The organism is Cytobacillus oceanisediminis, assembly GCF_022811925.1.
GTDB lineage: Bacteria > Bacillota > Bacilli > Bacillales > Cytobacillaceae > Cytobacillus > Cytobacillus oceanisediminis_D.
Map to the genome: position 1 here is coordinate 5,109,050 of NZ_CP065511.1, position 24,953 is coordinate 5,134,002.

Genomic DNA, 24,953 nt, shown 5'->3' on the forward strand with positions numbered 1-24,953 from the left:
TAATTTTTTACCTTCAAATCCTTCCCAAGCATATGATAAAATGCCTTTTGTGTCTTATTTTTGTAAAGGAGCTGTAACACATTGATTAAAAGCACTTCTTCCACAAATACCCCCGGATCAAATAGATACAGCTTAGATACACTTCATCAAATGCTTAATAATGAATTAAGTAAATATAAGCACATTAAAGTACCAAATATTGACCATTCTATTAGCGGACCAGAACTTGCTTCCTGGCTGATAGACTGTTTGCCTCCAAAAGAAATCGAGGAGCTTGTTTATATAGTGAATCAAGCTAAAAAGAGATCCTCCGATACAAAAGCTATTTTTCAAACAGCTGCAGCCGCACTTATTAAATAAACACGCAAAGGTGATTACTTTCTGCGTGTTTATTTTTGGTTAAAATTTCAAAAATAGTGTATAAATACCTTTAATTCACCTTACCTTTCCGTTATCATTAATATAGAGGAAGCAAATGTTCTTTTAAGACAAAAGAATAGAGGGTAACCATATGGGGCAAGTAACCACAATTATTCTTTCTTCATTTCCCTACTGTTCTTGAAGGTAATTTAAAGAGCTTATTAAGAAAAGGTAAAAACAAAAAAGAAAAAGCCCCTTTAAAAAAGGACTTTTTCTCTCAATAAAATTATCGCACCTCAACCCAGCCATTTTTAATCGCTACAACGACTGCCTGAGTACGGTCATTCACATTCATTTTTTGCAGGATATTGCTCACGTGGTTCTTTACTGTTTTTTCACTTATGTATAAAGCTTCCCCAATTCCGCGGTTACTTTTGCCATCAGCAAGGAGCTGAAGCACTTCGCATTCACGGCGTGTCAGCAAGTGAAGAGGACGGCGGATTTCCACCTGTGAATAAGATGTGGTTCCAGTACCTTCTGCAGCTAGTCTGCGGTATTCATTTACCAGGTTGTGTGTCACCTTCGGATGTAAATAAGATCCTCCATCAGCGACAACCTTTACAGCTTCGACTAATGCATCTGCATCCATTTCTTTTAAAAGGTATCCGCTTGCTCCTGTCTTAAGTGCGTGCGTTACATAATTCTCATCATCATGGATGGAAAGAATGATCACCTTGGATTCAGGATATTTATTAATCAGCTGGCGGGTCGCTTCCACACCGTTTGTATTCGGCATATTGATGTCCATGATGATTACATCTGGATCATTCTCTTCCACAAGAGCCATGGCTTCACTGCCATCATCGCCTTCTGCCACTACATTAAAGCTCTTTTCGAAATCTAAAATGCGTTTTACCCCTTCTCTGAATAATTGATGGTCATCAATTATGACGATCTTTGTATTCAAATGCTTCGCCTCCCAAATCTCCAGTTAGTTTTCTATCTCTATTCTTAAGGTGTTTCTTAATTCAATGGCACTTGGATAATGACAATGGTTCCTTTGCCTATTTTAGAATCTATGGACATCTGGCCATCCAAAAGTTCAAGCCTTTCACCCATTCCCATAATTCCAAAAGAGCCCGGACGCTTCTCACGAAGATTGAAGCCTTTCCCATCGTCTTTGATGACTACTGCTACCCTAGTGCTGTTTATTTCTATTTTCACATGGATTTCTTTAGCTTCTGCATGCTTGAGAGCATTTGTCACAGATTCCTGAATCAGGCGGAACAATGCGACTTCATATTGTGGCGGCAATCGCCTTTCTTCGCCAACATTCGCGAAGTATATCTTGGTACTCCTGTGATACTCTTCGATCGTTGTTAAGTATTTTTTGAGGGTAGGTATTAAACCCAAATCATCAAGAGCCATTGGACGCAAATCATAAATAATCCTTCGAACTTCATATAAAGCATTGCGGACCATTTTTTTCAGGTCTTTTATTTCAGTAATGGCTTCATCAGCACCGCGCTCTTTGTATACCCGTTCAATTAAGTCGGATCTCATCATGACATTCGCCATCATCTGGGCCGGTCCGTCATGGATCTCGCGGGACACTCTTTTCCGCTCTTCTTCCTGTGCTTCGATGATCTTCAGACCAAAATCCTGTTTGAGCTTCGCGTCTTCAATGATTTCTCCCATTTGTTTTAAGTCACTTGTCAGATAATTCATCACGACCGTGATTTGAGAAATAAGGACTTCAGCTCTATCAATAGTGTCGTTAACACCTATAAGCCTTCTTTCAATATCATCACGGCGATCCCTCAGCTGTTTTTCAAGCTGGCGATTCATGGATAAATCCATTTGAAGCTGATGGGCCTTCTCATATGCTTCACGCACTTCAGACTCTGAATAATCCTTAAAATGCATGCTTACTTCAGAAAGGCGCTTTCTTGCAAACCGGGTTTGCACCTCCAGCTTATCCCCTTCTTCAATTACCTTAAGAACCATTTGTTTAACTTCCATAAGTTCATCCGTTAAAGTCTTATGGTCTTTACGGCATTGTTCACCTATACGGAAAATTTCATCTTTACTGGTGCCTACTGTTTGAACCATTTTTTCAAGAATAAGATCCAGAGTCTTGGAATCGAATTTCTTAATACTCATTTACACTCCTCCAAGGGCGTAACCCTTCCGCTATGTACCTTTATTTTAGCGCTAAATGAGCTAAGATACTATCTTTCCAGTCTGAAAATTATACCAAGTTACCTAAAATTCGGTAAAAAGGCTTAGACTTGTGATTTCACCCTATGTCTTATATCCTATATAAAAGCAGGGTAAACATGACTACCAAGCAAAATAATATGTATATTTATACCACTTAAAGATTAAAATCGGCACATTTTTTATTATAGCAGCATAAACATCAGAATTGGTTTCATTATAACATGGGAAAAAATGTTCTATATTAAAGTTTTATTACATTCTGTTGAAAATTATGTGTTTCAAACTTTGTCGATTTATAATGAAATAGGTCAATTTTAATTTGAATTAAGAGAAACAGGAAGGAGCGGTTTACATGCTGCCCCATTACTATACAGTAAAGGGATATGGAGAAAATGAAATAATAATAGATAAATCCCGATTTATTGCACATGTATCCCGAGCACAATCAGAAGAGGAAGCACAGGAATTCATCCTATCTATAAAGAAAAGACATTATAATGCAACACATAATTGTTCTGCCTATTTAATAGGGGAAAATGATCAAATCCAAAAGGCGAATGATGACGGAGAGCCTAGCGGCACGGCTGGCGTTCCAATATTGGAGGTCTTGAAGAAAAAAAAGCTAAAGGATTCCGTTGTAGTCGTAACCCGATACTTTGGCGGTATAAAGTTAGGCGCAGGCGGCCTAATTCGCGCCTATGGGAAAGCAACTTCGGAAGGATTGCAGACAACCGGGATTGTCGAAAGAGAACTTGTAACGATCATGCATACCAAAATAGACTATACCTGGCTTGGAAAAATAGAGAATGAACTCCGGTCCTCCATATATCCAATTAAGGAAATCCACTACCTTGAATCGGTTGAGATAGAAACGTATGTTAAGGACGAACTCATTGACTCTTTCACCAGTTGGATGACTGAATTAACGAATGGCCAAAGCCAAACAATCGCTGGAAATAAACTATACTTGGAAACACAGATTTAGTCGTTTACTATATCGTGAAAATTCGATAAAATTAACTATTGCTAACGATAAATTTTTAAATAAAGTAGGGATAATATATGTCTGGTACTAGAATTGTCAGGCGGAAGAAGAAAAAGCTCAGAATTTGGCGAGTGCTCCTGCTGTTCACACTTATTACAGTTATTGGCGGCGGAACATACTTCGCCTACAACCTTTATTCTCATGCTAAAGGTGCCTCCAGTAAAATTTTTCAGGAATTGGATAGAAGTAAAATTCCGAATCACCGAACAGAGGAAGTCGAAATTACCAAGGATCCTTTCACCGTTCTTGTTGTTGGAATAGAAGACCAAGAAGGCGGAGAACGTTCAGATGTAATGATGCTGGCAACAGTCAATCCAAAAACAGAAGAAGTTTTCCTGCTAAGCATTCCCCGTGACACAAGAACATATATAAAAGAACTCGGCTATAAGACAAAATTAAATCATTCCTATGGCGCCGGCGGTATTGAGACAACCATTGCAACAATCAATGATATGATTGATATTCCAATTGATTATTATATAACCACTAACTTTGAAGGTTTTGAGGATATTGTCGATACATTTGACGGTGTATCCGTCGATGTACCATTTACCTTCGACGCCCAGCTGACAGGCAGCTTAAAATGGAAGACCTATTATGAAGGTAAAATGAACCTAAATGGGAATGAAGCACTTGCTTATGTGAGAATGAGAAAAGCGGATCCACGCGGTGACCATGGAAGAAACGAGCGGCAGCAGCAAGTCATAAAAGCGATCATTGATAAAGGCACTTCGTTCTCTTCCATTACAAAAATTGATGATGTAATGGATGACTTAGGGAAGAATGTAAAAACGAATATCCCGCCATCAAAATTTGCAAGTTTTGTAAAATTATATTCTAAAATCAAAGACACCAAAATCCAGAACCTTACTCTAAATGGTACGGATGAATATATAGACGGTGTATATTATTATATTCCTGATGAAGATTCTCTATTAGAAATTAATAGTACCCTTGAAACAGCACTTGCCATTTCAAAAGGCACATCAATATCCGACTCTGAATTTGGGAACGACTCTAATTCAGAATATGATTTAAACCCTGAATCCGGATATGATTCCAATGAATCGGAAACAGAATATGATTCTGAGGAAAACTCTGAGTATCAATCTGAAAGTGAAACAGATACAGACTATAATTCAGACTCAAATTATTAATATTATCTATTTCTTCGGGAGCTTTCCAAATGGAGAGCTTCCTTTTTGTTATATATTTCCTGTATTTCTACCGAAATCATAGATTGGAACATTTGACATTTTTTGATAGAATATGACATAGGTCGAAAAAACTATTAAAATGGAGGGTTACCGTGAAGAAAATTATTGCTTCTTCTGTTTTGGCTACTGCAGCGTTGCTTCCCAACTTTACATATGCAGAAGAAACAACATATCCTGCCAGTATGACAACGGATTCCGCTGTTGAAATCAGAAAAGGAACAACCACTGATGATCAGGTTGTAACTACCTTAGATGATGGAGAAAGTGTAGTAGTAGTTGATGAATTTACAAATTCATCAGGTGAACTTTGGTACAAGGTTGAAAGTGATGGCATTTCAGGTTGGGGACTCTCTACAGGATTCCAAGAGGCAAACTCTTCTCTTGTTGGCCAAGATGCAGTTTCAACTGGTTCGAATGTAAATGTCAGAAGAGGAGCATCAACCTCTTATGAAGTAATTGGCAAGCTATCTCTTGGGCAAAAAGTAAAAGTGATTGATCAGCATAATAACAGCCAAGGTGAGTTATGGTATAGGATATCTTTTAATGGACAGCTAGGCTGGGTACTAGCAGATTTCATTAAGGCTGACCCAGGATCAACGGAACCACCTCCCTCTGAACCTGCGATTATCCAAAAAACAGTGCAGGTTGACAGCACTGCAGTACGCAGAGGCGCTTCTTCTGATTATCAAGCGGTTGCCACTCTAAGCAAAAATAAGGAAGTTGCGATTATTGCTGAATATAAGAATTCCAAAGGTGAACTTTGGTACCGGGTAGACCTAGGCGATGTCATCGGCTGGGTAATTAGCTCTGCTTTTGTAAAACCAGCTTATACAGTCACCACTAAGACAGTGCAAGTTGAAAAGGCTGACGTCCGCAGGGGCGCTTCCTCTGATTATGAATCTGTGGCAACTTTGAGCAAAAATCAAGGAGTGAAAGTAATTGATGAATATAAAAACTCCAAGGGTGAGCTCTGGTACCGCGTGGATCTTGGCAGCAATATCATCGGCTGGGTGATCAGCTCCGCTTTTGTAGCACCCCCTTACACTGTGACCACTAAAGTGGTCCAAATTGATAAGACTGCCGTACGCAGAGGCGCTTCTTCTGATTATGAATCAGTGGCAACATTGAGCAAAAATCAATCGGTTAAAGTCATCGGGGAACATAAAAACTCTAAAGGCGAGCTTTGGTATCGAGTCGACCTTGGCAGCAATATCATCGGCTGGGTGATCAGCTCCGCTTTTGTAGCACCCCCTTATACTGTGACGACCAAAGTAGTACAGGTTGAGAAGACTGCCGTGCGCAGAGGCGCTTCTTCTGATTACGAGTCAGTGGCTGCATTGAGCAAGAATCAATCAGTTAAAGTCATCGGGGAACATAAAAACTCTAAAGGCGAGCTTTGGTATCGAGTCGACCTTGGCAGCAATATCATCGGCTGGGTAATCAGTTCCGCTTTTGAAGCACCACAATATTCAATCACGACTAAAGTGGTACAAGTTGAAAGTGCTGCTGTACGCAGAGGTGCATCTGCTACTTATGCAGCTGTAGCAGCCGTAAGCAGAAATCAAGAGATTAAAATTATTGACGAATTTACAAATTCAAGCGGCGAGCTCTGGTATAGAGCAGACCTTGGTGATGTCATCGGCTGGATAAACAGCACTGCTTTTGAAAAGCCTGAACCAGGCTCTATTTCGTTAAGTGGAACTTATTATGTTGGCAATCGAAATACAAATCTGTATTCCGGAGCTACATATGATTATAGAGTGGTAGAAAAGCTGAATTTTACAGGAAAAGTGACCGTTTTAAGCGGGTTTATAAACGACTCTTTGCAAACTTGGGCTAGAGTAAGCACCTCCACTGGAAATATTGGATGGGTTCCTTTGAAAGACTTAGTCAAATCAACATCAGAACTAGAATATGTATATGCATTGAGTAACGCAGCATTAAGAAGAGGTGCATCAACCTCATACGGTATAGCTGCTGCACTAAAAGCAGATGAACCTTTGCTGGTTCTCAGCAAATTGAATGGATGGTTAAACGTTGAAACCGCTGCAGGGATACGCGGATGGATTCTAGAGTCCCAAACTTCCGAGGTTTCGTTGAAACGGCTAGCTTCCCCTTCTACTTACACAGAGGGCAATGCAAGCTATCTGGTATGGAAAAAACCAACAAATTTTGACTTTACTTATTCAAAATTATCGGATTATCGCTTAAAGCTGACGCAAGGCATAACAGATGCAGAATTGCCTAATTTTAAAGTAAAGGGAATCAAAACAGTTGAAACTGTACAATCAACATCCACCGAAAAGTCGGTCATTTTAACTTTTGAACCTGGCTATACCTTCACTATTCGAAATTACAGCGATAAAGTTACCATTAAAGTCATCCCTACAGGTTTATTAGGAAAGCAAATCGTCGTCGATGCCGGTCATGGCGGAAAAGATACAGGTGCTATTGGCCCAACTGGTCTATTGGAGAAAGATGTAAATTTAGCAACTGCTTTATTATTAAAATCGGAGCTTGAAAGAAACGGTGCATCTGTTTTATTAACGCGAAGCAGAGACATTTTCCTCGAGCTTGCCGAAAGAACAGCTATTGCTAATTCCAGCACCTATGATGCCTTTATCAGTATTCATGCTGATTCTTTCTCAAGCACATCCAGAGGATCAACAACGTTTTTTAACTCAACGGTAAACTTCAATGGCCCAATTAGCGAGGAATTAGCCGATTCTGTTCAAAAGTATATGGTATCGTCACTCGGCACCTATAATAGAGGTGTTAAGGAACAAGAATTCTATGTTAATAGAATGAATCACCTTCCAAGCATCCTTGTGGAACTAGCTTTTATTTCTAATCCTAACGAAGAAAGTCTGCTTCGTACTACAGCTTTCCGCCAAAAGGCCGCTGAGGGAATCAGGAAAGGTTTCCAGGATTATTACAGTAGTTTCTAAGCTTTTTAAAACTATTTAAGGAATTTAAGGCTTTGGGTAACACTTACCCAAAGCACATTTTTTTAAACACAATTAGGGGGAAATTTCGTAAAATGAATCGTATTAAAAAATTGGTCGCTGCTGGAATTGTAACTGCTGGTATTGGAACTAGTGCTGCTTTGTTTACTCCATCCGGATCTGATGCTGCTTCAAATGTCGTATTAGCAAGCGTGGAATGGGTCAATACAAAGTTAAACCCCATTAATACAAAACTATCTTCTTTAGAAACAAAGATTAGCAGTTTAGAAGCAAAGGTCGCTTCACAGCAGAAAGAGATTGAGGCACTGAAAGCAGATAGCGGGACAACGACTCCGACAACACCACCTCCTAGCGGCTTGCCATCTGCTGTCTACACAACCAAGGATAATGTATCAATCCATTCAGGAGCTTTAAGGACATATAAAGTCGTAGCAACTGTTTCAAAAAGCACTGCTTTAACCGTAGTAGATTCCCATAACTCCAGTTCAGGCCTTTGGTACAGAGTGCAACTATCTCCGTCCTTATTGGGCTGGGTTTATTCCGGTGATGTTTCAACAACTAAGCCAGATACTTTAAAAACTGTTGTAACCACTGCAGATGTCAACATGCGCAGAGGAGCTACAACAGATTATGCTGTAGTAGAATTACTGCCAAAAGGCACTGTTCTAAAATTAGTTCAAACCTATAAGAACTCAAAGGGAGAAACCTGGTATAATGTTGAAACTTCATCAGGCAGCAGAGGATGGATTATCAGCACCTTTGGTGAGGTGAGATAAGTTGAAGAAATTTATCTCAATCATTTTATTTATGGCTTTACTATTTTCAGGGGGTCAATATCCCAGTGCAGCTGAGGTTAAAACGTACCCGAATAGTGTAAATGTATCTGTGCACATAAACAACAGTCTGACTTTAACCCTTAATGGAAGCTATCAGCTTACAAATAGGCAAACTGGCAGCAAGTCCATCATCCCGCCAGGAACAACTATTACGTCATCAAGCAATGGAACAGCCGTAACAGTCTCCTATACCGGATTCAGTCAATCCTCGACTTCAGGCTTTGATGTCCAGGAGCTTGCCGGAACCGCAACATTAGCTGTATTCACAAGCCAGACGGATATGAGACGAGGTGCCGATACCTCCTATTCAAAGATATATACTTTCCAAACAGGAGACAGCGCGAATTACCTTGGTTCCTTCACAAACAAGACAACGGGTGAACTTTGGTATAACGTAACCTTGGGGTCCTATACAGGGTGGGTTCCAGCCAAAAATGCTAAATTAACAGAAGGGGACAAGCTACCTCTCGCGAAAGTAAGCAATGGCCTTACTTATAGAGGCAGCTTCTATTTGAAGAAAAACGGTTCCCAGGTTGAAGTAATCAACATGTTGGATATGGAAGATTATCTTAAGGGAGTTGTCCCTAATGAAATGCCAGCCTCATGGCATAAGGAGTCCCTTAAAGCACAGGCGATCGCAGCCCGAAGCTATGCAGCCAACATGATGCTCCTTACCAGTACAGCTGCAAGCCAAGTATACAGGGGATACACTTCTGAAGATACTCGGGCAAATACCGCAATTAAAGAAACAGAAGGCTTGTTAGTAAAATACAACGGAAAGCCAATCCAAACATTTTTCTTTTCAACGAGCGGAGGCAAAACTGCCAATGTTGGAGATGTTTGGAATTCTAATCAGAGCTCCTTCCCTTACCTGGTTTCAGTCGAGGATAAATACGAAGTATCCCCTTACAGCAATTGGAGTGAAGAATACTCCGCTGCTGCAATTTTAAAGTCATTCGGTTTTGATAGTACAGCAAAACTGCTGGATATTAGCCTTGAAGTAAAAGGGGCGAATGGAGAAGTAGGTGCTGTTACAGTTAAAACCACTAAAGGAGATAAAACGGTAAGCGGAAATGAGTCAGTCATCAGAAGGTTATTCCCTGTCTCAAGCTCTGCACATTATAATCTCCTTTACTCCAACTGGTTTACAATGGAGATAACGAGATCTCAGCCTGCCCTTTCTGTTCAAACGAATAGCGGAATTTTCCCTATCGAAGATATGAAAGGACAAACCGTACAAACACCGAGCGGACAAATGACGCTAACTGAATCACAGGTATCTGTCCAGACTCCGTCTGGGGTCATTACTAGTGAAAGCGGGACAGGTGAGGTACTATCTGTAACCCTTAACGGAAAAGGCTGGGGCCACCGTATTGGCATGAGTCAATATGGAGCAAAGGCCTATGCTGAAAACGGCTGGACAGCCAGCCAGATCATTACACATTACTTCAAAGGAACGACCGTTTCTAAATAAAAGTAAAAGGAGAGAAGACATGAAGGTTTAACCCATGCTTCTCTCCTTTTTATTTTCACCTTCCAGATGGTGAATCAGATCTTCAACAATGCTCTTCCAGGAGTATTGATCGATGGCTAATTTTCGGCCGTTTTGGCACATTTGCTGATAATCCTCACCAGTTATCGCCGCTAATTCTTTAACTGCCGCTGCAATTCCTTCAGGATTTTCCGGAGGTGCGATTCTGCCGCAATTATATTCATTTAAAATCTCGGCACTCTCTCCAACTCCGCAATACAATACCGGCGTTCCAGTTGAGATGGCCGGAAAAATCTTCGAAGGCCGCGCTCCTTTAAACAAATCAATATTTCTAAGAGATACAACGCTAAAATCAGATACAGAAAAAATCTTTGGCATTTCTTCTAATGGAACCGAACCATAAAAAGTGACGTTTGTCAGCTGCAGCTCTTCTTTTAAGGCGAGCAGCTTATCCTTCTCCTGTCCATCCCCTACAAATAAAAAGTGGACATCCGGATGGGAATCCTTAACCAGGGCAGCTGCCTGCAAAACGGAATCAAGGCCCTGTGCATAACCAAAATTGCCGGCATAAGTGAACACCTTTTTACCTTCCAGCCCGGCTTTTTTTATGATGGCCTGGTCTTTATCTAACGGCTTAAAGTAATCAGTATTTACGCCATTGGGCAAAAGGAAAACATCCTCGCTTGATTTCCCCTTCTTGACATAATAGCTGCATATCCCTTCTGTTGCACCTGCTATTTTCCAGGCATTGCGGTATAGGAAATTCTCCAGTTTTTCAGCCATTCTGATAAAGGTTTTATTCTTAACCAATCCCAGCTCAACAGCAGATTCCGGCCAAATATCCGCCACATTAAATACAAATTTGGCCCTCTTTAATTTAGCGCCCACCCAGCCCGTTATGCCAAGAAATAATGGAGGCGAATTGCAAATGATGACATCTGTAGGCTTTGCTTTTGCCAGAGAATAAAAAGCACTAAACGTAAAAGAAAAATAGGAAGCAAGCCTCTTCCAAAAGCTTCCTTTCGGTGATGGATAGATCCATGAACGATGGACAGGAATTCCATCCCAATGTTCAAATTGATAAAACCTGCCTTTATATTCATCCGGAATAATGCCATGCGGATGATGAGGAAAAGCTGTTAATACTTCCACCTGATGTCCTCTATTCATGAGTTCCTTGCTCACTTCATACACTCGTATTTGAGGAGCACCTGTTTCAGGGGGAAAATGCTGACATAAATAGATTACTCTCATTTTCCCAACTCCAATATGTCTTAATTTATCGTATATTATTTATCGTTTCGTTTTCCGGAATTAGCTATAGAAGCCCTATAAAGCTTTAGCATCCGGCCGGCATTTTCCTGCCAATCGTAATGATCACGGACATGCTTGACTCCGTTTTGTCCCAGAATAGCGCGGAGACCTTCATCGTTCAGCAATTCCGCCACAGCCTTTGCAAGCATGTCAGAGTTTCCTTTAGAGACAATCAGCCCTGTTTCCCGATTCTTTACAACTTCTTTTAAACCATCTGCATCCGATACAACAACTGGGACTCCACAAGCCATAGCCTCTACTGCTGTTACTCCAAAGCTTTCTTCAAGGGAAGGCATCACAACAACAGCCATTTCACGAAGATAGTTCGGCACCAGATGGTTGGGCACCCGGCCAATAAAGTGGACAGCATCTGCTATTCCCAGTGATCGGCAGAGCTCTTGATACTCTTCCCTCATAGGTCCGTCGCCAACGATCATAAGCTCCAGATCCTGAAAAGAGGAGCGTAAAATGACGAATGCCTGAAATAAATCACGGAAACCGTAGACATCATCCAGCCCTTTGGCAATCCCGATTTTCAAGCTTGTCCCCTCTTCTTTCTTCTTAGGACAAAAAAGGGAAAGGTCAACGCCAAACGGAGTTACTTCTATTTCCTTATCTGTATACTTGCTTGTTTCCTTAGCCATGATATGGCTTGTAGAACAGATCACATCCGCTTTCCCTAATGTGTATTCCACGATCCTGCGATTAACAGTGTTCTTTAATGGGAATTGGTAAATATCTGTACCCCACACGGAAACATAAAATGGATGAAATTGAGTTAAAGCGCCTACTAATCCATAGCTTGAAACAAAGTGGGCATGCAGGATATCTGGCTTTAATTCCTTTAATAGCTTGCGCAAATGAGAAACAGCAAATAAGTAGGAAAGCTTGCCCGGCAAGAGCTTAGGCAGAACAACGGTATGAACCTCTTTAGCGTTTTCCTCAGAGTAATGGTCCTTAAAGGTCATAACCGTAACCTCAATTCCCTGTTGCTTATAAAAAAGCGCCCATTTATGAGTATGTGATGATTTACTCGGCGAAAGCAGCACTACTTTCATGACTGTTCCCCTGTCAGCGAAGCTTTAACTTTTTCCACTCTTGCTACCCATGAATGATTTCTTAGGAATGTAGCTTCAATATTTGCCTGATATTGCTCAAGGGACTCTGCCATTTCTTTTATTGCTTCAGCCATGGAAGAAGAATTATCTTTACAGATAACACCATACCTATTGCTTTCAAGAAAACGCTTTTGTGCATCACATGCGGTTGCTATAATCGGCAAACCGTTGGATAAATACTCAACAAGCTTTACAGGCATTGAAAAGTTCTGATACTCTGTACATTTTCGCGGGATAAAAGCAAAATCCATCTCCTCATATAGTGAATCAAGCTCACTTCCGCTAATATGCCGTACGTCAATATCCAGCTCTTTAATTTTCTCTTTATTCGCTTTATCTGCAGCCTCGTATTCCCCTTGTCTGCACACAATCGTCAGCTTACAGATCTCTGACTCCTTATTTGCTTCCATTAAAGCATCGAGCATTAAAGATAAACCATAATCTTCCCCATTTATGGCACCAACATAAATGGCCCTGAAAGGCCCATCATGCTTTTCCCTGGCAGATATAGGCCGCTCTTTTCCGCCCGGAGGCAAGTCAGCCATTTTTCGGTCAATGTCTACATATTGTCCCATCTCCAGGCTAGGGAGAAAAATCACATCGCAATATTTTTCATAAAATTTCTCTTCAATCCTGTAGATGGACTGCATGATTTTCTTTTTTGCTCCTGTTAACGGATAGATATGATCAAATTTCCAATACACATCCCGATAAAAAACCCCTACTGGCACATTTTGCTGCTTGAGGTAACGCAGGATTTTCCGATCTATAAATGGCCTTTTGGGTTTGTGCCCTGGATCTGTAAGCCAAAGGGGAATGGTCTGATTCTCCATATAGCAGAACCATAGGTTATCCAGCTTCCCCGACGAAAGGAGCTGCTGAAACTGCTGATCCCGCTGATCGGAAGTTCCGGATATCACGATGATATTAACCACATTTTCAGTTCCCCAAGTATGAAAAGCCTTTTTCATTTCAAGCGGGCGAAGCTTGGATCCGCTATTGGCATTCTCCGATAATGGGAAAGGGTAATAAACTAAAACTGATTTCATGCTAATACTCCTTTATTCATGCATTAACTAACATGCTTGCCCACTTAACTGCACAAGTTAAACTTTGGTAACGGATAGCACTGCTGGTAAAAGGACTAAACCGTTTACGCCTTTAACCCCTGTTCAAGCACTTCAACAATTTTGCTGGCAGCTTCTCCGTTTCCGAATAATTGCTTATATTCAGGCTTTACCTCTTTATTAATGGCTTCAGTCATTTTTGTCTGATCTGTCCCTACAAGGATATTGGCCTCTCCTTCAAGGGTTTCCACCCATTCTGTCTGCTCTCTAACCGTAACACATGGAACCTCCATGAAATAAGCTTCCTTCTGCACACCGCCAGAATCTGTTACAATCTTTCGTGCATTTGCCTCAAGCGTTAACATATCAAGATACCCTACTGGATCAATGATTTTCAGATTAGGGATTTCCTCCACATTTAGACCGTAATCAGCAAGCTTGTGTTTTGTACGCGGGTGAATAGGCCAAACCTTGGTTTCTTCTGTGCTTGAAAATGCCTGAAGAATGCCTTTCATTTTTTCCGGATCATCCGTATTTTCAGCACGGTGAATCGTGATGAGCAGATAATCTCCCTTGTTTAGCTGTGCGTCTTCAAGAATACGCGACTTTTCCTTTGCAAGCTCACGATTATACAAAACGGCGTCATACATGACGTCCCCGATATTGATGACGTTTCTTGTAATATTTTCATTCTTTAGATTTTCAACCGCTGTATCCGTCGGGCAGAAAAGGTACTCTGAAATATGGTCAGTCAAGATCCGGTTCACTTCTTCAGGCATAAGCTTATTAAAGCTTCTTAATCCTGCTTCAATATGAATGACAGGGATATGAAGCTTTGCAGCAACCAATGAGCCTGCAAGAGTTGAATTTGTATCTCCGTAAACAAGTACATAATCCGGTTTTTCTTTTAGAACAATTTCTTCAATTTTAGCCATCATTTCGCCAGTCTGCTTCCCATGGTTTCCGGAACCTACCGCTAAATGATAATCAGGCTTTGGAATATTTAACTCTTCAAAGAAGATATCCGACATATTGGCATCATAGTGCTGTCCTGTATGTACAATAATTTCCTGATGGTTTTGCCTTAAAGCACGTGAGACTGGAGCAGCCTTTATAAATTGAGGGCGTGCGCCTAGAACTGTTACGATTTTCATAAACCGAAACCTCCATGTTTTCTAAGTTCGGGAATTGATAATGACAATTATAAAAGCGTAAAGGAGCGATACCGCCCCTATACGTTTAAAAATTTATTAGCTGCTATAATAATTCTCTTTCATCAACCATTCTAAGGAACTTCGCAGGAATTCCTTTAACTACTGTTTTCTCTTCGGTATCTTTTGTTACTAAAGCCCCGGCAGCTACAAAAGTTTCTTCTGCGACTGTTATACCCGGGAGAATGATGGAAGCACCGCCAACCCTTGCGCCGCGTTTAACGATTGCTCCTTTGATCTTATCGAATCTTTCTTCTGTTCTTCCCATAAAGTTATCATTAGTAGTCGTAACACACGGAGCAATAAATACCTGCTCTTCGAGAGTCGTATAAGCCGTAATATAGGAATTGGATTGAATCTTTGTCCGGCTGCCAATCTTCACATAGTTTTCAACTGTGACACCGCGCCCTACAATGACATAATCCCCAATCTCCACGTTTTCCCTTACGCTGGCAAGGTCCGCTATAAGCGTGTTTGAACCAATTGCTGCTCCACGGTAGATCACACAATTAGCACCGATCGTGACATCTTCCCCAACCTCAAGCGCCGGAATGGAGTCAGAAAGCTTAACCGTACTCGTTTTTGCCGGTTTTGGCGGTTTTCCTACAACAGCACCGTCAGCAATCGTTGTATTGTCGCCAATAACCGTATCCTCATGGATCGTAACTCGATTCCCGATGACTACGTTCTGGCCAATCTTTGCGCCTTTTTCAATGACACTAAAATATCCTACTTTTGCTGAAGAATCTACTGCTGCGGAAGGATCGATAAAGTTCATTTTGAGCTCTCCCTTATATAACAATTATAGTTTGTTGTATTTATTAGGTTTTGCAACGTCTTTCATTGCGTTTCTTGTATCAAAAATGGACTTGCTTTCTCGTGCGATCATTTCATAGTCGAAATCGGAGTGGTCTGTCGTCAAAAGAACCAAGTCAGATTCATTTAATAGTTCCTTCGTTAATTCAACCGTTTCAACTCGTGTATTACATGACTTGAATGATTTAACATAAGGATCTACAACTGTGTAATCAGCACCCTGAGCATCTAATAGTTCAATAATTTTAAGGACAGGAGATTCACGCACATCTTCAATATCCTTTTTATAAGCAACACCCAATAGTGTAACTTTAGCTCCTCTTAGTGCCTTTCCATCTTCATTTAGAAGGTGCATAGCACGGTTAACAACAAACTCAGGCATTGAGTTGTTAATTTCTCCGGCTAATTCGATAAGTCTAGTATGATAGTTATATTCTCTGGCTTTCCATGTTAAATAGAATGGATCGATTGGAATACAGTGGCCGCCAAGACCAGGACCCGGATAGAAAGCCATGAAGCCATAAGGCTTTGTTTTAGCTGCATCAATTACTTCCCATACATCAATTCCCATTCTGTCACACAGAATAGCCATTTCGTTGGCTAGGGCAATATTAATATGGCGGAATGTATTTTCGAAAATTTTCTCCATTTCAGCAATAGCCGGGCTTGATACTTCGAAAACATCTCCTTCGAGTACATTGCGGTATAAAGCAGCAGCTACTTCCGTACAGTTGGCTGTAATACCGCCAACAACTTTAGGCGTGTTCTTCGTTTTGAATTGCTTATTGCCTGGGTCAACACGTTCAGGCGAGTAGGCAACAAATACAGTTTCACCTGTTTTAAGGCCTTTTTCCTCCAGGGCAGGTTTAACGATTTCTTCAGTTGTGCCAGGGTATGTTGTTGACTCAAGAACAACAAGCATGCCTTCATGAGCATATTTGGCAATTTCCTTAGCAGAAGATTCTACATATGAAGTGTCAGGCTGCTGATAAACGTCAAGAGGGGTTGGGACACAAATCGCCACAGCATCAACTTCCTGGATGCGCTGATAATCAGTTGTCGCTTCCAACTTTCCGCCTTTAACCATATCCTTAAGGTCTTCATCCACAACATCGCCAATATAGTTAATACCCATGTTTACTTCTTCTACTCTTGCTGCCTGCACATCAAAGCCAATAACTTTAAAGCCTGCTTTTGCTTTTTCAACTGCAAGAGGCAGTCCTACATAACCTAACCCAACTACTCCAATGACAGCTTCTTTATTATTAATTTTTTCTAATAGTGTTTTATGGTGGCTCATTTTCTTCTACTCCTTTATTGGATAAAGACTTTTTTTCCAGTTTCTGCGGATTCCAAAATGGATAAAATCAGTTTAACGGGAGCGATCCCGTCTTCACCTGTAACAATAGGGTCACGATCTTCTTTAACAGCATACACCATGTCTTCAATAATGCACTGATGCCCTGGCGTGCCAAATGGATCTTTACTCACTTCTTCCTTAACGGAGGCTGCTTCTTCCTCTGAGACGCCTTCGATATCCCACGTTTCAATATAATTTGCTGTACGGCCGCTGATTTTCACCGAAGCCGTTTCACCGAAGACGGAGATAGATTCTTCAAGGTTTTTAGGGTAGATCGTCGTTGCTGCTTCAATAACACCTAAAGCCCCACTCTTGAATTGCACGACTGCAGCTGCAACATCCTCTGTTTCAATTTTGCGGAGGCGGGTAGCAGCCATAGCCTGTACCGATTCAACAGGGCCCATCAGCCAAAGCATCAAATCCAGATCATGTATAGCCTGATTCATCAATACTCCGCCATCAAATTCTTTCGTGCCGCGCCAGTCAGCTTGATCATAGTATGCTTGGCCGCGATTCCATCTAACCGTTGCATTGGCATGGCTTAATTTGCCGAAAGAGCCTTTTTCAAGCTCCGCCTTAAGCTTTTGAACACCAGGCCGGAATCGGTTTGGATGGACAACCGCAAGCTTCACATTATTTTCTTTTGCCACTTTAATCATTTCTACTGAATCCTCAAGCTTCAAAGACATTGGCTTTTCAACGATGATATGCCGCTTATGGTCAGCAACCACTTTCGTAAGCCTTGCATGCAGCCCGGATGGTACGCATATATTGACTACATGGATGTCTTTGTTTTCAGTAAGCATTTCATTTAAATCAGTATATTTTTTCACACCCGGCAAATCAAGTTCGAGCCTTTCAGGGTTTGTATCACATATTGCAAAGAGGTTAGCCCCCTCAACTTTTTGAATGGATTCAATATGCTTATTCGCAATATGCCCCATGCCTACAATAGCAAAATTTATCATGCTTCTATCTCCTTCCAAAAGCCTTTTGAAGTTCAAAAAACCTGCAGATGATACTGAATTTTAATCAAGTAAAGAAAACGCCCCCTTATTAATCGGCGACGTCTCCTAAAAAATTATTTTCCGTAGAATTCGGCTATTTTCGCCACAACATATTCTTGCTGCTCTAATTTTAGTTCAGGGAACATTGGCAATGATAATGCTTCTTTAGCCGCCTTCTCCGTAACAGGGAAGTCCCCTTCTTTATATCCAAGCTCCTTGAATACAGGCTGAACATGAAGAGGAAGCGGGTAGTAAATCATTGTAGCTACTCCCTGTTCTTTCAGATATTCCTGAAGCTCATCACGCTTTTCCACTCTAATTGTATACTGATGGAAAACGTGATAGTTCCCTTCTTTCTCCACTGGTGTAGCAACTGTGTCGCCTAGAGCCTCTTTAAGAAGCTTAGTGTAATTTTCCGCCTTTTCGCGTCTAAGCTCACTCCAATGATCCAAATGCGGGAATTTAACATTTAAAACGGCAGCTTGAAGTTCATCCAAACGGCTGTTATAGCCTAGAACATGATGATAATATTTAGGCTTGCTTCCATGCACACGGATAACACGGCTTTGTTCAGCAACCTCATCATCATTTGTTACAACCATTCCACCGTCTCCATAGGCACCCAGATTTTTAGTTGGGAAGAAGCTATAAGTAGCAGCAGTTCCAAGTTCACCAACTGTCTTTCCATTATGCTTCGCGCCTATCGCTTGAGCAGCATCTTCAACAACGGCAAGATTATGTTTCTTCGCGATTTCAGCAATTTTCTCCATATCAGCCATTTGCCCGTATAAATGCACAGGAATAATTGCTTTTGTTTTTTCTGTGATAGCTTCTTCAATCTTGTTCGGATCAATGTTAAATGTAACAGGGTCAATATCTACGTAAACCGGTGTCGCACCTGCTCTTGCAATAGCTCCACCCGTTGCAAAGAATGTGAAAGGAGTCGTGATAACTTCATCGCCTTCACTCACACCTAAAGCCTGTAAAGCAATATGTATGGCATCGCTTCCGTTGCCGCAGCCAATTCCATGGGCAACATTACTGTATTTAGCAACATCTTGTTCAAGCTTTTTTACATTATCTCCTAATATAAAACGTGAAGAGCTCATTACGCCATCAAGCACTTCCAAAACTTCACTTCTTAAGGATTGGTATTGTTCACTAAGGTCAAGCATAGGAACTTTCATTTTTTTTACCTCCGAAAATGTAAAATATCAACATGTTTAAAAACATGTTTAGTTTATCACAAATCATAGTATTTATATGATTTTTTTGTGTCTAAAAACGTATAACAAGCAAATAGTCTGGAATAAATAGGATTTAAATCTATTTTTATCAATTATGTGAAAAAAATGCATAAACGAACTATTTCATGCCAATACTTTTATATAACAACATTTCTTAAAAAAACCGTTTGTCACTTTGCAGCTAACAAACGGTTTATGAATTATTTGATTTTACTTATTTCCTGTTCTCCCTAATGAGCGGGTTCCTGTAATCTTTTTATACAAATTGATGATAGGCCTGTACCGATCAGAAACTAATCCGATAAGCTCAGCAATTATTTCCGTCACCACAAGCAGGCCAAAAATAATAAAGATTGTGCCCCATAAAGTCGATTCAGACACTAATACAGCACTGATGCTAAATAAAATACCAAAGGCATAAATGGCCAAAACGGTATTTCGATGTGACAATCCCAACGCTAACAGCCTGTGATGCAAATGCGATTTATCTGGAGCAGATATCGGCCTGTTATTCACGAGTCTGCGCAAGATGGCAAAGGTTGTATCAAAAACCGGCACACCTAAAATAATTATCGGAACCAAGAAGCTAAATAAGGTCACACTTTTATACAGCCCTAATAGGGATAGAATCGAAATGGAATACCCCAGGAATAGTGCACCTGTATCCCCCATGAATATTTTGGCAGGATAAAAGTTGTAATATAAAAACCCTAATATGCTTCCTAGCAGTATGGCGGAGAAGGTAAAGATGAGCATGGCTCCAGAAAGGCCCGCCATAATGGCGATGGTTGCTATTCCGATAGCAGAGATTCCTGCCGATAATCCATCTAAACCATCTATCAGATTGATCGCATTTGTGATGGCTACGATCCAAAAAATAGTAACAGGATAGCTCCACCATCCCAATTCAAAATCACCAATATAGGGAATGGTTAAGAGATCTACTGTCAGACCGCTTGCCACTATTAATGAAGCAACAAGGATTTGCCCAGCAAATTTGATTTTCGCTGATAATTCGTATTTATCGTCAAGTATGCCGATAATTACGATTAAAATAGCACCGACACTTATCGCAGTAACTTTTTGATTATAAACACCGCCTGCAAAGTAGCCGGCAATAACCCCAATAAAAATAGCTAGACCACCTAAACGAGGCATGAGCTTTTGGTGAACTTTTCTATGGTTTGGCTTATCTACAGCACCAATTTTTAGTGCGAATCTTTGTACAAAAGGCGTGGCAATCAGAACAGTAACTAAGGATACTAAAAAAGCTATACCAGCTTGAATATACATGTGTCATCACCTTTATTGGAGGTTTGTTTTAGTTTTACTCACTATCCCTAATCGTATCACATTTCTTTAAAACCGCAATCTTTTTTTATTGCCATGAATAAAAGATACTTTCCAGTAAAATATAGATTTAAGAGTACACTTCCCCACTTGAAACTTCTTAAAACTCCTCACACTATGTCTGACGAACATTATCGAAAAAAGTTTCATCTAAGATTTTTTTTCGGTGAGTTAGTAACTCTTGTCCAATTTTAGTGAATTAATTGGCATAAGTCTATTTCAGAAAGATTAAAAATGATAAAACATCCTTTTATATTACAATTCAGTTACTTATATCTGAAAACTCCTTTTATATCTCATATCCAATGATATCCATTCTTTTCTCCAATATTAAAATGTTAAATTTCTGTATAAATTCCTTTAAATTACTATATTTATTTGTTAATATTTGTTATACAAATTCTTCTAGCAAACTAGTAATTTAAGGATGTGAAATATGAAGCAGCATATAAAAAGACCTTATTGGTATTTACCTATATTATTGATAGGACTGGTCACAGCATTCTGGTTTTTTAAAACCCTTTATTTTATAGAGGAGCTTGATCTAAGTCCTCATAAAAAATTGATTCTTCTTTCTTCAGCAGGGTTTGGGCTGGTCATTGCCTCCATGTTTTTCGCCAGGAGGTCTTTAATAGGAAGCTTGGCGGCTTTTTTGGTCTACTCCCTCATGTCTTTTCTTTTATACGCGGATGTTGTCTACGAAAGGTACTATGATGCAATTCTCCACATAGAATTAGCAGGACAGGCAAACCAGCTGGGAGAAATTGCAGATTCAGTTGTCTCATTAATGTACAAGTCTGATCTGCTTTATTGGGCCGACCTTCCTTTGCTGGCAATCTCCTTTTATTTCATGCACAAAAAGAACGATTCTGCCGGTAACCGCCTTAAGCAAGCTGCTTCAGCCGGGGGAATTGGAATGGCCGCCATATTGATTGCTTCGTTTCTCCCTTTACAGCCTGAACATACAGATCAGTACAAAGTATCCTTAACAGGCATAATCCCTGCACATATTTATGACATTGCCCAAAGTTACCGCGAAAAGGCTTTGGCAGAGGAATATGCCAAGCAGCAAAAAAAACAGCTGGCAAAACTAAAGCAAAAATTTGAAGATAAATTTGAGACACCAGCAGAGTCTGCAATCTTTGGAAAATATAAAGGGAAAAACCTGATTATGGTTCAGGCAGAATCTCTTAACACCTTTCCCATCGGTATGAACATTAATGGGCAAGACATTACACCCAATATCGATCAATTAATAGCTTCAAGCAGCTATTACCCAAATACTTATCTGCAGATCGGGCGTGGAAACACCTCAGATGCAGAGTTTGTTGCCAATAATTCAATGTATCCGATTGCCGCTAAAGGGATCTATCAAACATATCCTGATAACCACTTTCTGTCTCTGCCTGTGGCCCTAAATAAAATGGGGTACACAACGAGTGCCACTCATGGAAACAGCCCGGATTTTTGGAACCGGCAGGAAGCATACCGCCAGCAAGGTTATGATCATTTTTACCATATTAATCATCCCAAAATTGACCGAAGTGAAATTATTGGAATGGGAATCTCGGATGAAAGCATTTTTAATCAAATGGCAAGCCTATATAAAGAAATGGAAAAACCATTTTATAACTTTATTATTACGCTATCTGTCCATAGACCATTTGAATTGCCAATAGAACATCAATACCTGGATCTGCCGGCTGAGTTCAAAGATACACCCACAGGAAATTACCTTCAAAGCGTCCATTATTTTGATCAGGCCTTAGGAAACTTTATTAAGGAACTTAAGAAGGACAATTTATGGGATGATACCATATTCGTTATGTATGGTGATCACTATGGATTGGTTCCAAAGAATGAAGCTGAAATAAAGAAGCTTCTCGATATCAAGTTCGATGAAAAAGAACGCTTCAGGGTACCGCTGATCATCCATCATCCAGGCCAGGTAAAAGGGCAAGTGAGTACCATTACGACAAGCCAGATGGATATCTACCCGACCATTTCTACTCTTTTAGGTATTCAAGGGCCTCTCATTCAATTTGGTGAATCTCTTGACTTAAAAAAAGAAGGGTTTGCGGGATTTGCCTATGAAACAACCAGGTACACCTATTTTACCGATGATTATGATTATATGGCCTCACATGATGGGAAATTTGAATCGGGAACCTGTGTAGACAATCGAACAGGCAAAAAAGCAGATATTGAGGCTTGCAGAGGTGTTTATAATAAGTTAAGGAATGACGTTCAAGATTCGAAGTTTTTATTGGAAAACAATATGGTTAGAAAAGTATTTGAAATGGAATAAGGCGGGCCTCTATGCCCGCCTTTTACTATAATGCTTACTCTTTAGGATTGTGCACTTTACTCCTTGCTCAGCTGATCCTTATCTATAGGAATCTTTAATTCCCAGCCTTTGACCCATTCAGGTATATAATTCGTTGTACGGAAATATAAATCATCATTATATTGAGTTTTGAATTTTATTAATTGATTTTTACGCTTTTTATTGTCTAGATCCCCTTCGCTATCGATTCTGCTTGCCGGGGTCATTGCCTTGCCCTTTTGTAAGGAAAGATCGTATTTTCTCTCTTCAGCAAAGTCACCCTCTACATGGAAATACACCCAGACTTCATTTGGCTTTTTTTCGACTTTCTTCACAACAATACCTCCGCCTTCCCCTTGGGGCAAATAAAGAGGCAGTTTCTCAGAAATGGTTGTTGTATATTCCTTTATTTGATCCGGCTCGAAAAATCTATAATACGATTTGAGGGTAATCGATTCCGGTATGTCTTCAACTGGAGTGTAGATCCTCTTCCCTTTCCCTGTTCCAAATCCGGATTTATATCTAAACGTATCACTTGTGCCCCCTATTTGCTTTAATTCATTTCCGTCTTCATCCAGCAGCTTGTAATCGATTACTTTCCCGTTATTGATTAGCTCTGTTTTTTGTTTGCGTTCTATCTCCACGAGAACACCACTTGGAGCAAATGCGATTTTATTTACTTTTATTTCACCTAATTCGGTAGTCTTTGAGGCATTTGGATTTAGCGTATATATTTTACCAATCCTCTTGATAGGGAAGGAAAACTCCCATTCGCCCTTGATGAATTGCGACTCCATATTATCAGGACTGGAGGCGATCAATTCTTGAATATTAAAATCTAGGGTGAATTGGTTTGGCAGATTCTTTTCGATCTCTAAATTTTGTACTTTAATAATCTTATTCCCCTGCTTTTTCTCCCCCCCGCCTGATAATCCATATTCACTTACTTTCTCACCATCAACACTTATATTAAATAGAAAAATATCAAGAAGGTTTTCTTTCAATTTATCATCCTCAGGCTCAAGTGAATATGATATAGAAATTCGTGCTCCATCATATAGCACTTCATGAATGGTAATTCTGACCCCTTCACTTACAACTGATTGATTAATAACCTGCACTTTGTTTTCTTTAACCGCTTCCTTTTGCCCTTCATCCCCATATTTGGATAGGAAGGTTTCAAGAAACGGCAATGCTGTAACCACCTCCTGCTTCAATGGAGTTTGCAGCAGGACAGCTAATGTTATAATGGCAAGTGCAACAGGTGCAAGGACATATGCAGCAGCCGTTTGAACTATATTTCCTTTCCTTTTAGGCGGTTCCTTATTTTCTTGTATTTTTCTAAAAACAGCTTTACGGTCATCTGCTGTAAATTTCAATTTCTCTTTTTCTTCTTCAGTCAGCATTTTATGTAAATGGTTAAAAGGACTATTCATTTGAAAATACCTCCTTTTCCAATAAAGGTGCCAGCTGCTTCTTGGCCCGGCGAAGCCTTGTATTTACTGTTGCTTCTGGAAGATTTAGTATAGTAGAGATTTCCTTTATGGTTAAATCCTGATAATATCTCATCAAAATGACTTCCCTGTACTTTAGCCTTAATGTGAAAACTGCTTTTTTAATTACCTTGGAAGCTTCCTGCTCCAAATAGTTTTCATCAATAGGAGATTCCTTTTTGTTTGTTTCAGGGCTGGTACCTAAGAGGATCACTCGCTTGAACAAAGAGCTTTTTAAATGATCCTTGCATTTATTTATCGTAATCCGATAAAGCCAGGTTTTTATAGAACTATCACCTCTAAATGCTGCCAAGTGCTGAAAGGCAGCTACGAACACGTTCTGTACAATGTCTTTTGCCTCCTCAGTATTTTTTACGTAAGAATAGGCAAGAAAGGTTAGTTCATTTCCATGCTCAATCATAAGTTCTTCTATTATTTGTTCTATGTTATGGTTGAGATTGACTTTTTCTATTTTTTCGGCATTCATCTTCATCCCCCTTTCAAT

General features: G+C 40.1%; 20 protein-coding genes. 7 read left to right on the plus strand and 13 right to left on the minus strand.

All coding sequences use genetic code 11. The features are described from left to right. The first annotated feature begins 81 nt into the window (after window positions 1-81). Window positions 82-360 (plus strand): hypothetical protein, encoded by a 279-nt coding sequence (locus tag IRB79_RS25765; protein WP_243505971.1) that lies wholly within the window; start codon window positions 82-84, stop codon window positions 358-360. Between the two features lie 286 nt (window positions 361-646). On the opposite strand, the gene IRB79_RS25770 is transcribed toward IRB79_RS25765, so the two are convergent. Further along, window positions 647-1,327 (minus strand): response regulator, encoded by a 681-nt coding sequence (locus tag IRB79_RS25770; RefSeq protein ID WP_221879617.1) that lies wholly within the window; start codon window positions 1,325-1,327, stop codon window positions 647-649. Between the two features lie 56 nt (window positions 1,328-1,383). Beyond that, window positions 1,384-2,523 carry a sensor histidine kinase gene (locus tag IRB79_RS25775; protein WP_221879618.1) on the minus strand — a complete coding sequence of 380 codons (1,140 nt, stop codon included), beginning with the start codon at window positions 2,521-2,523 and terminating at the stop codon, window positions 1,384-1,386. Window positions 2,524-2,935: 412 nt separating this feature from the next. Between IRB79_RS25775 and IRB79_RS25780 the strand changes: the two genes are divergently transcribed. The 5 genes from IRB79_RS25780 to IRB79_RS25800 all read left to right on the plus strand — a co-directional run bounded on the left by IRB79_RS25780 (window position 2,936) and on the right by IRB79_RS25800 (window position 10,121). Next, a complete protein-coding gene (locus IRB79_RS25780; RefSeq protein ID WP_243505972.1) occupies window positions 2,936-3,568 on the plus strand; it encodes a YigZ family protein in 633 nt (210 codons plus the stop codon). Between the two features lie 77 nt (window positions 3,569-3,645). Continuing rightward, entirely contained in the window at window positions 3,646-4,785 is a 1,140-nt protein-coding gene (locus IRB79_RS25785; RefSeq protein WP_243505973.1) for an LCP family protein, read from the plus strand. Between the two features lie 152 nt (window positions 4,786-4,937). After that, the gene (locus IRB79_RS25790) at window positions 4,938-7,793 is read left to right on the plus strand and encodes an N-acetylmuramoyl-L-alanine amidase family protein (RefSeq protein ID WP_243505974.1); all 2,856 of its coding nucleotides are present in this window, start codon (window positions 4,938-4,940) and stop codon (window positions 7,791-7,793) included. Between the two features lie 92 nt (window positions 7,794-7,885). After that, entirely contained in the window at window positions 7,886-8,587 is a 702-nt protein-coding gene (locus IRB79_RS25795; RefSeq protein ID WP_243505975.1) for an SH3 domain-containing protein, read from the plus strand. Between the two features lies 1 nt (window position 8,588). Further along, window positions 8,589-10,121 (plus strand): SpoIID/LytB domain-containing protein, encoded by a 1,533-nt coding sequence (locus tag IRB79_RS25800; protein WP_243505976.1) that lies wholly within the window; start codon window positions 8,589-8,591, stop codon window positions 10,119-10,121. Between the two features lie 27 nt (window positions 10,122-10,148). Here the strand turns inward: IRB79_RS25800 and IRB79_RS25805 are convergent, their stop codons facing one another. From IRB79_RS25805 to IRB79_RS25845, 9 genes are all read right to left on the minus strand, one after another. After that, window positions 10,149-11,393 (minus strand): glycosyltransferase family 4 protein, encoded by a 1,245-nt coding sequence (locus tag IRB79_RS25805; protein WP_243505977.1) that lies wholly within the window; start codon window positions 11,391-11,393, stop codon window positions 10,149-10,151. Window positions 11,394-11,428: 35 nt separating this feature from the next. Next, window positions 11,429-12,511 carry a glycosyltransferase gene (locus IRB79_RS25810; RefSeq protein WP_243505978.1) on the minus strand — a complete coding sequence of 361 codons (1,083 nt, stop codon included), beginning with the start codon at window positions 12,509-12,511 and terminating at the stop codon, window positions 11,429-11,431. Next, a complete protein-coding gene (locus IRB79_RS25815; protein WP_243505979.1) occupies window positions 12,508-13,620 on the minus strand; it encodes a glycosyltransferase in 1,113 nt (370 codons plus the stop codon). The genes IRB79_RS25810 and IRB79_RS25815 overlap by 4 nt, the downstream gene beginning before the upstream one ends. Window positions 13,621-13,724: 104 nt before the next feature. After that, window positions 13,725-14,792, minus strand: a complete 1,068-nt coding sequence (gene wecB / locus IRB79_RS25820; RefSeq protein WP_243505980.1) for a non-hydrolyzing UDP-N-acetylglucosamine 2-epimerase — start codon at window positions 14,790-14,792, stop codon at window positions 13,725-13,727. A 103-nt stretch (window positions 14,793-14,895) separates the two neighbouring features. Further along, window positions 14,896-15,627 (minus strand): N-acetyltransferase, encoded by a 732-nt coding sequence (locus IRB79_RS25825; RefSeq protein ID WP_243505981.1) that lies wholly within the window; start codon window positions 15,625-15,627, stop codon window positions 14,896-14,898. Window positions 15,628-15,651: 24 nt separating this feature from the next. Beyond that, window positions 15,652-16,965, minus strand: coding sequence for a nucleotide sugar dehydrogenase (locus tag IRB79_RS25830; RefSeq protein ID WP_243505982.1), 1,314 nt, complete (start codon window positions 16,963-16,965; stop codon window positions 15,652-15,654). 14 nt (window positions 16,966-16,979) lie between these two features. Continuing rightward, the gene (locus IRB79_RS25835; RefSeq protein ID WP_243505983.1) at window positions 16,980-17,993 is read right to left on the minus strand and encodes a Gfo/Idh/MocA family protein; all 1,014 of its coding nucleotides are present in this window, start codon (window positions 17,991-17,993) and stop codon (window positions 16,980-16,982) included. A gap of 113 nt (window positions 17,994-18,106) precedes the next feature. Continuing rightward, window positions 18,107-19,219: a DegT/DnrJ/EryC1/StrS family aminotransferase gene (locus tag IRB79_RS25840; RefSeq protein ID WP_243505984.1), complete on the minus strand. Its 1,113-nt coding sequence runs from the start codon at window positions 19,217-19,219 to the stop codon at window positions 18,107-18,109. 270 nt (window positions 19,220-19,489) lie between these two features. After that, window positions 19,490-20,572 (minus strand): glycosyltransferase family 4 protein, encoded by a 1,083-nt coding sequence (locus tag IRB79_RS25845; protein ID WP_243505985.1) that lies wholly within the window; start codon window positions 20,570-20,572, stop codon window positions 19,490-19,492. A 493-nt stretch (window positions 20,573-21,065) separates the two neighbouring features. Between IRB79_RS25845 and IRB79_RS25850 the strand changes: the two genes are divergently transcribed. After that, entirely contained in the window at window positions 21,066-22,937 is a 1,872-nt protein-coding gene (locus IRB79_RS25850) for an LTA synthase family protein (protein ID WP_243505986.1), read from the plus strand. A 56-nt stretch (window positions 22,938-22,993) separates the two neighbouring features. Here IRB79_RS25850 and IRB79_RS25855 read toward each other — a convergent pair whose 3' ends face one another. Continuing rightward, window positions 22,994-24,391 (minus strand): DUF4179 domain-containing protein, encoded by a 1,398-nt coding sequence (locus IRB79_RS25855; RefSeq protein ID WP_243505987.1) that lies wholly within the window; start codon window positions 24,389-24,391, stop codon window positions 22,994-22,996. Then, entirely contained in the window at window positions 24,384-24,935 is a 552-nt protein-coding gene (locus IRB79_RS25860; protein WP_243505988.1) for a sigma-70 family RNA polymerase sigma factor, read from the minus strand. Before IRB79_RS25860 ends, IRB79_RS25855 begins: the two co-directional genes overlap by 8 nt. Between the last annotated feature and the right edge of the window lie 18 nt (window positions 24,936-24,953).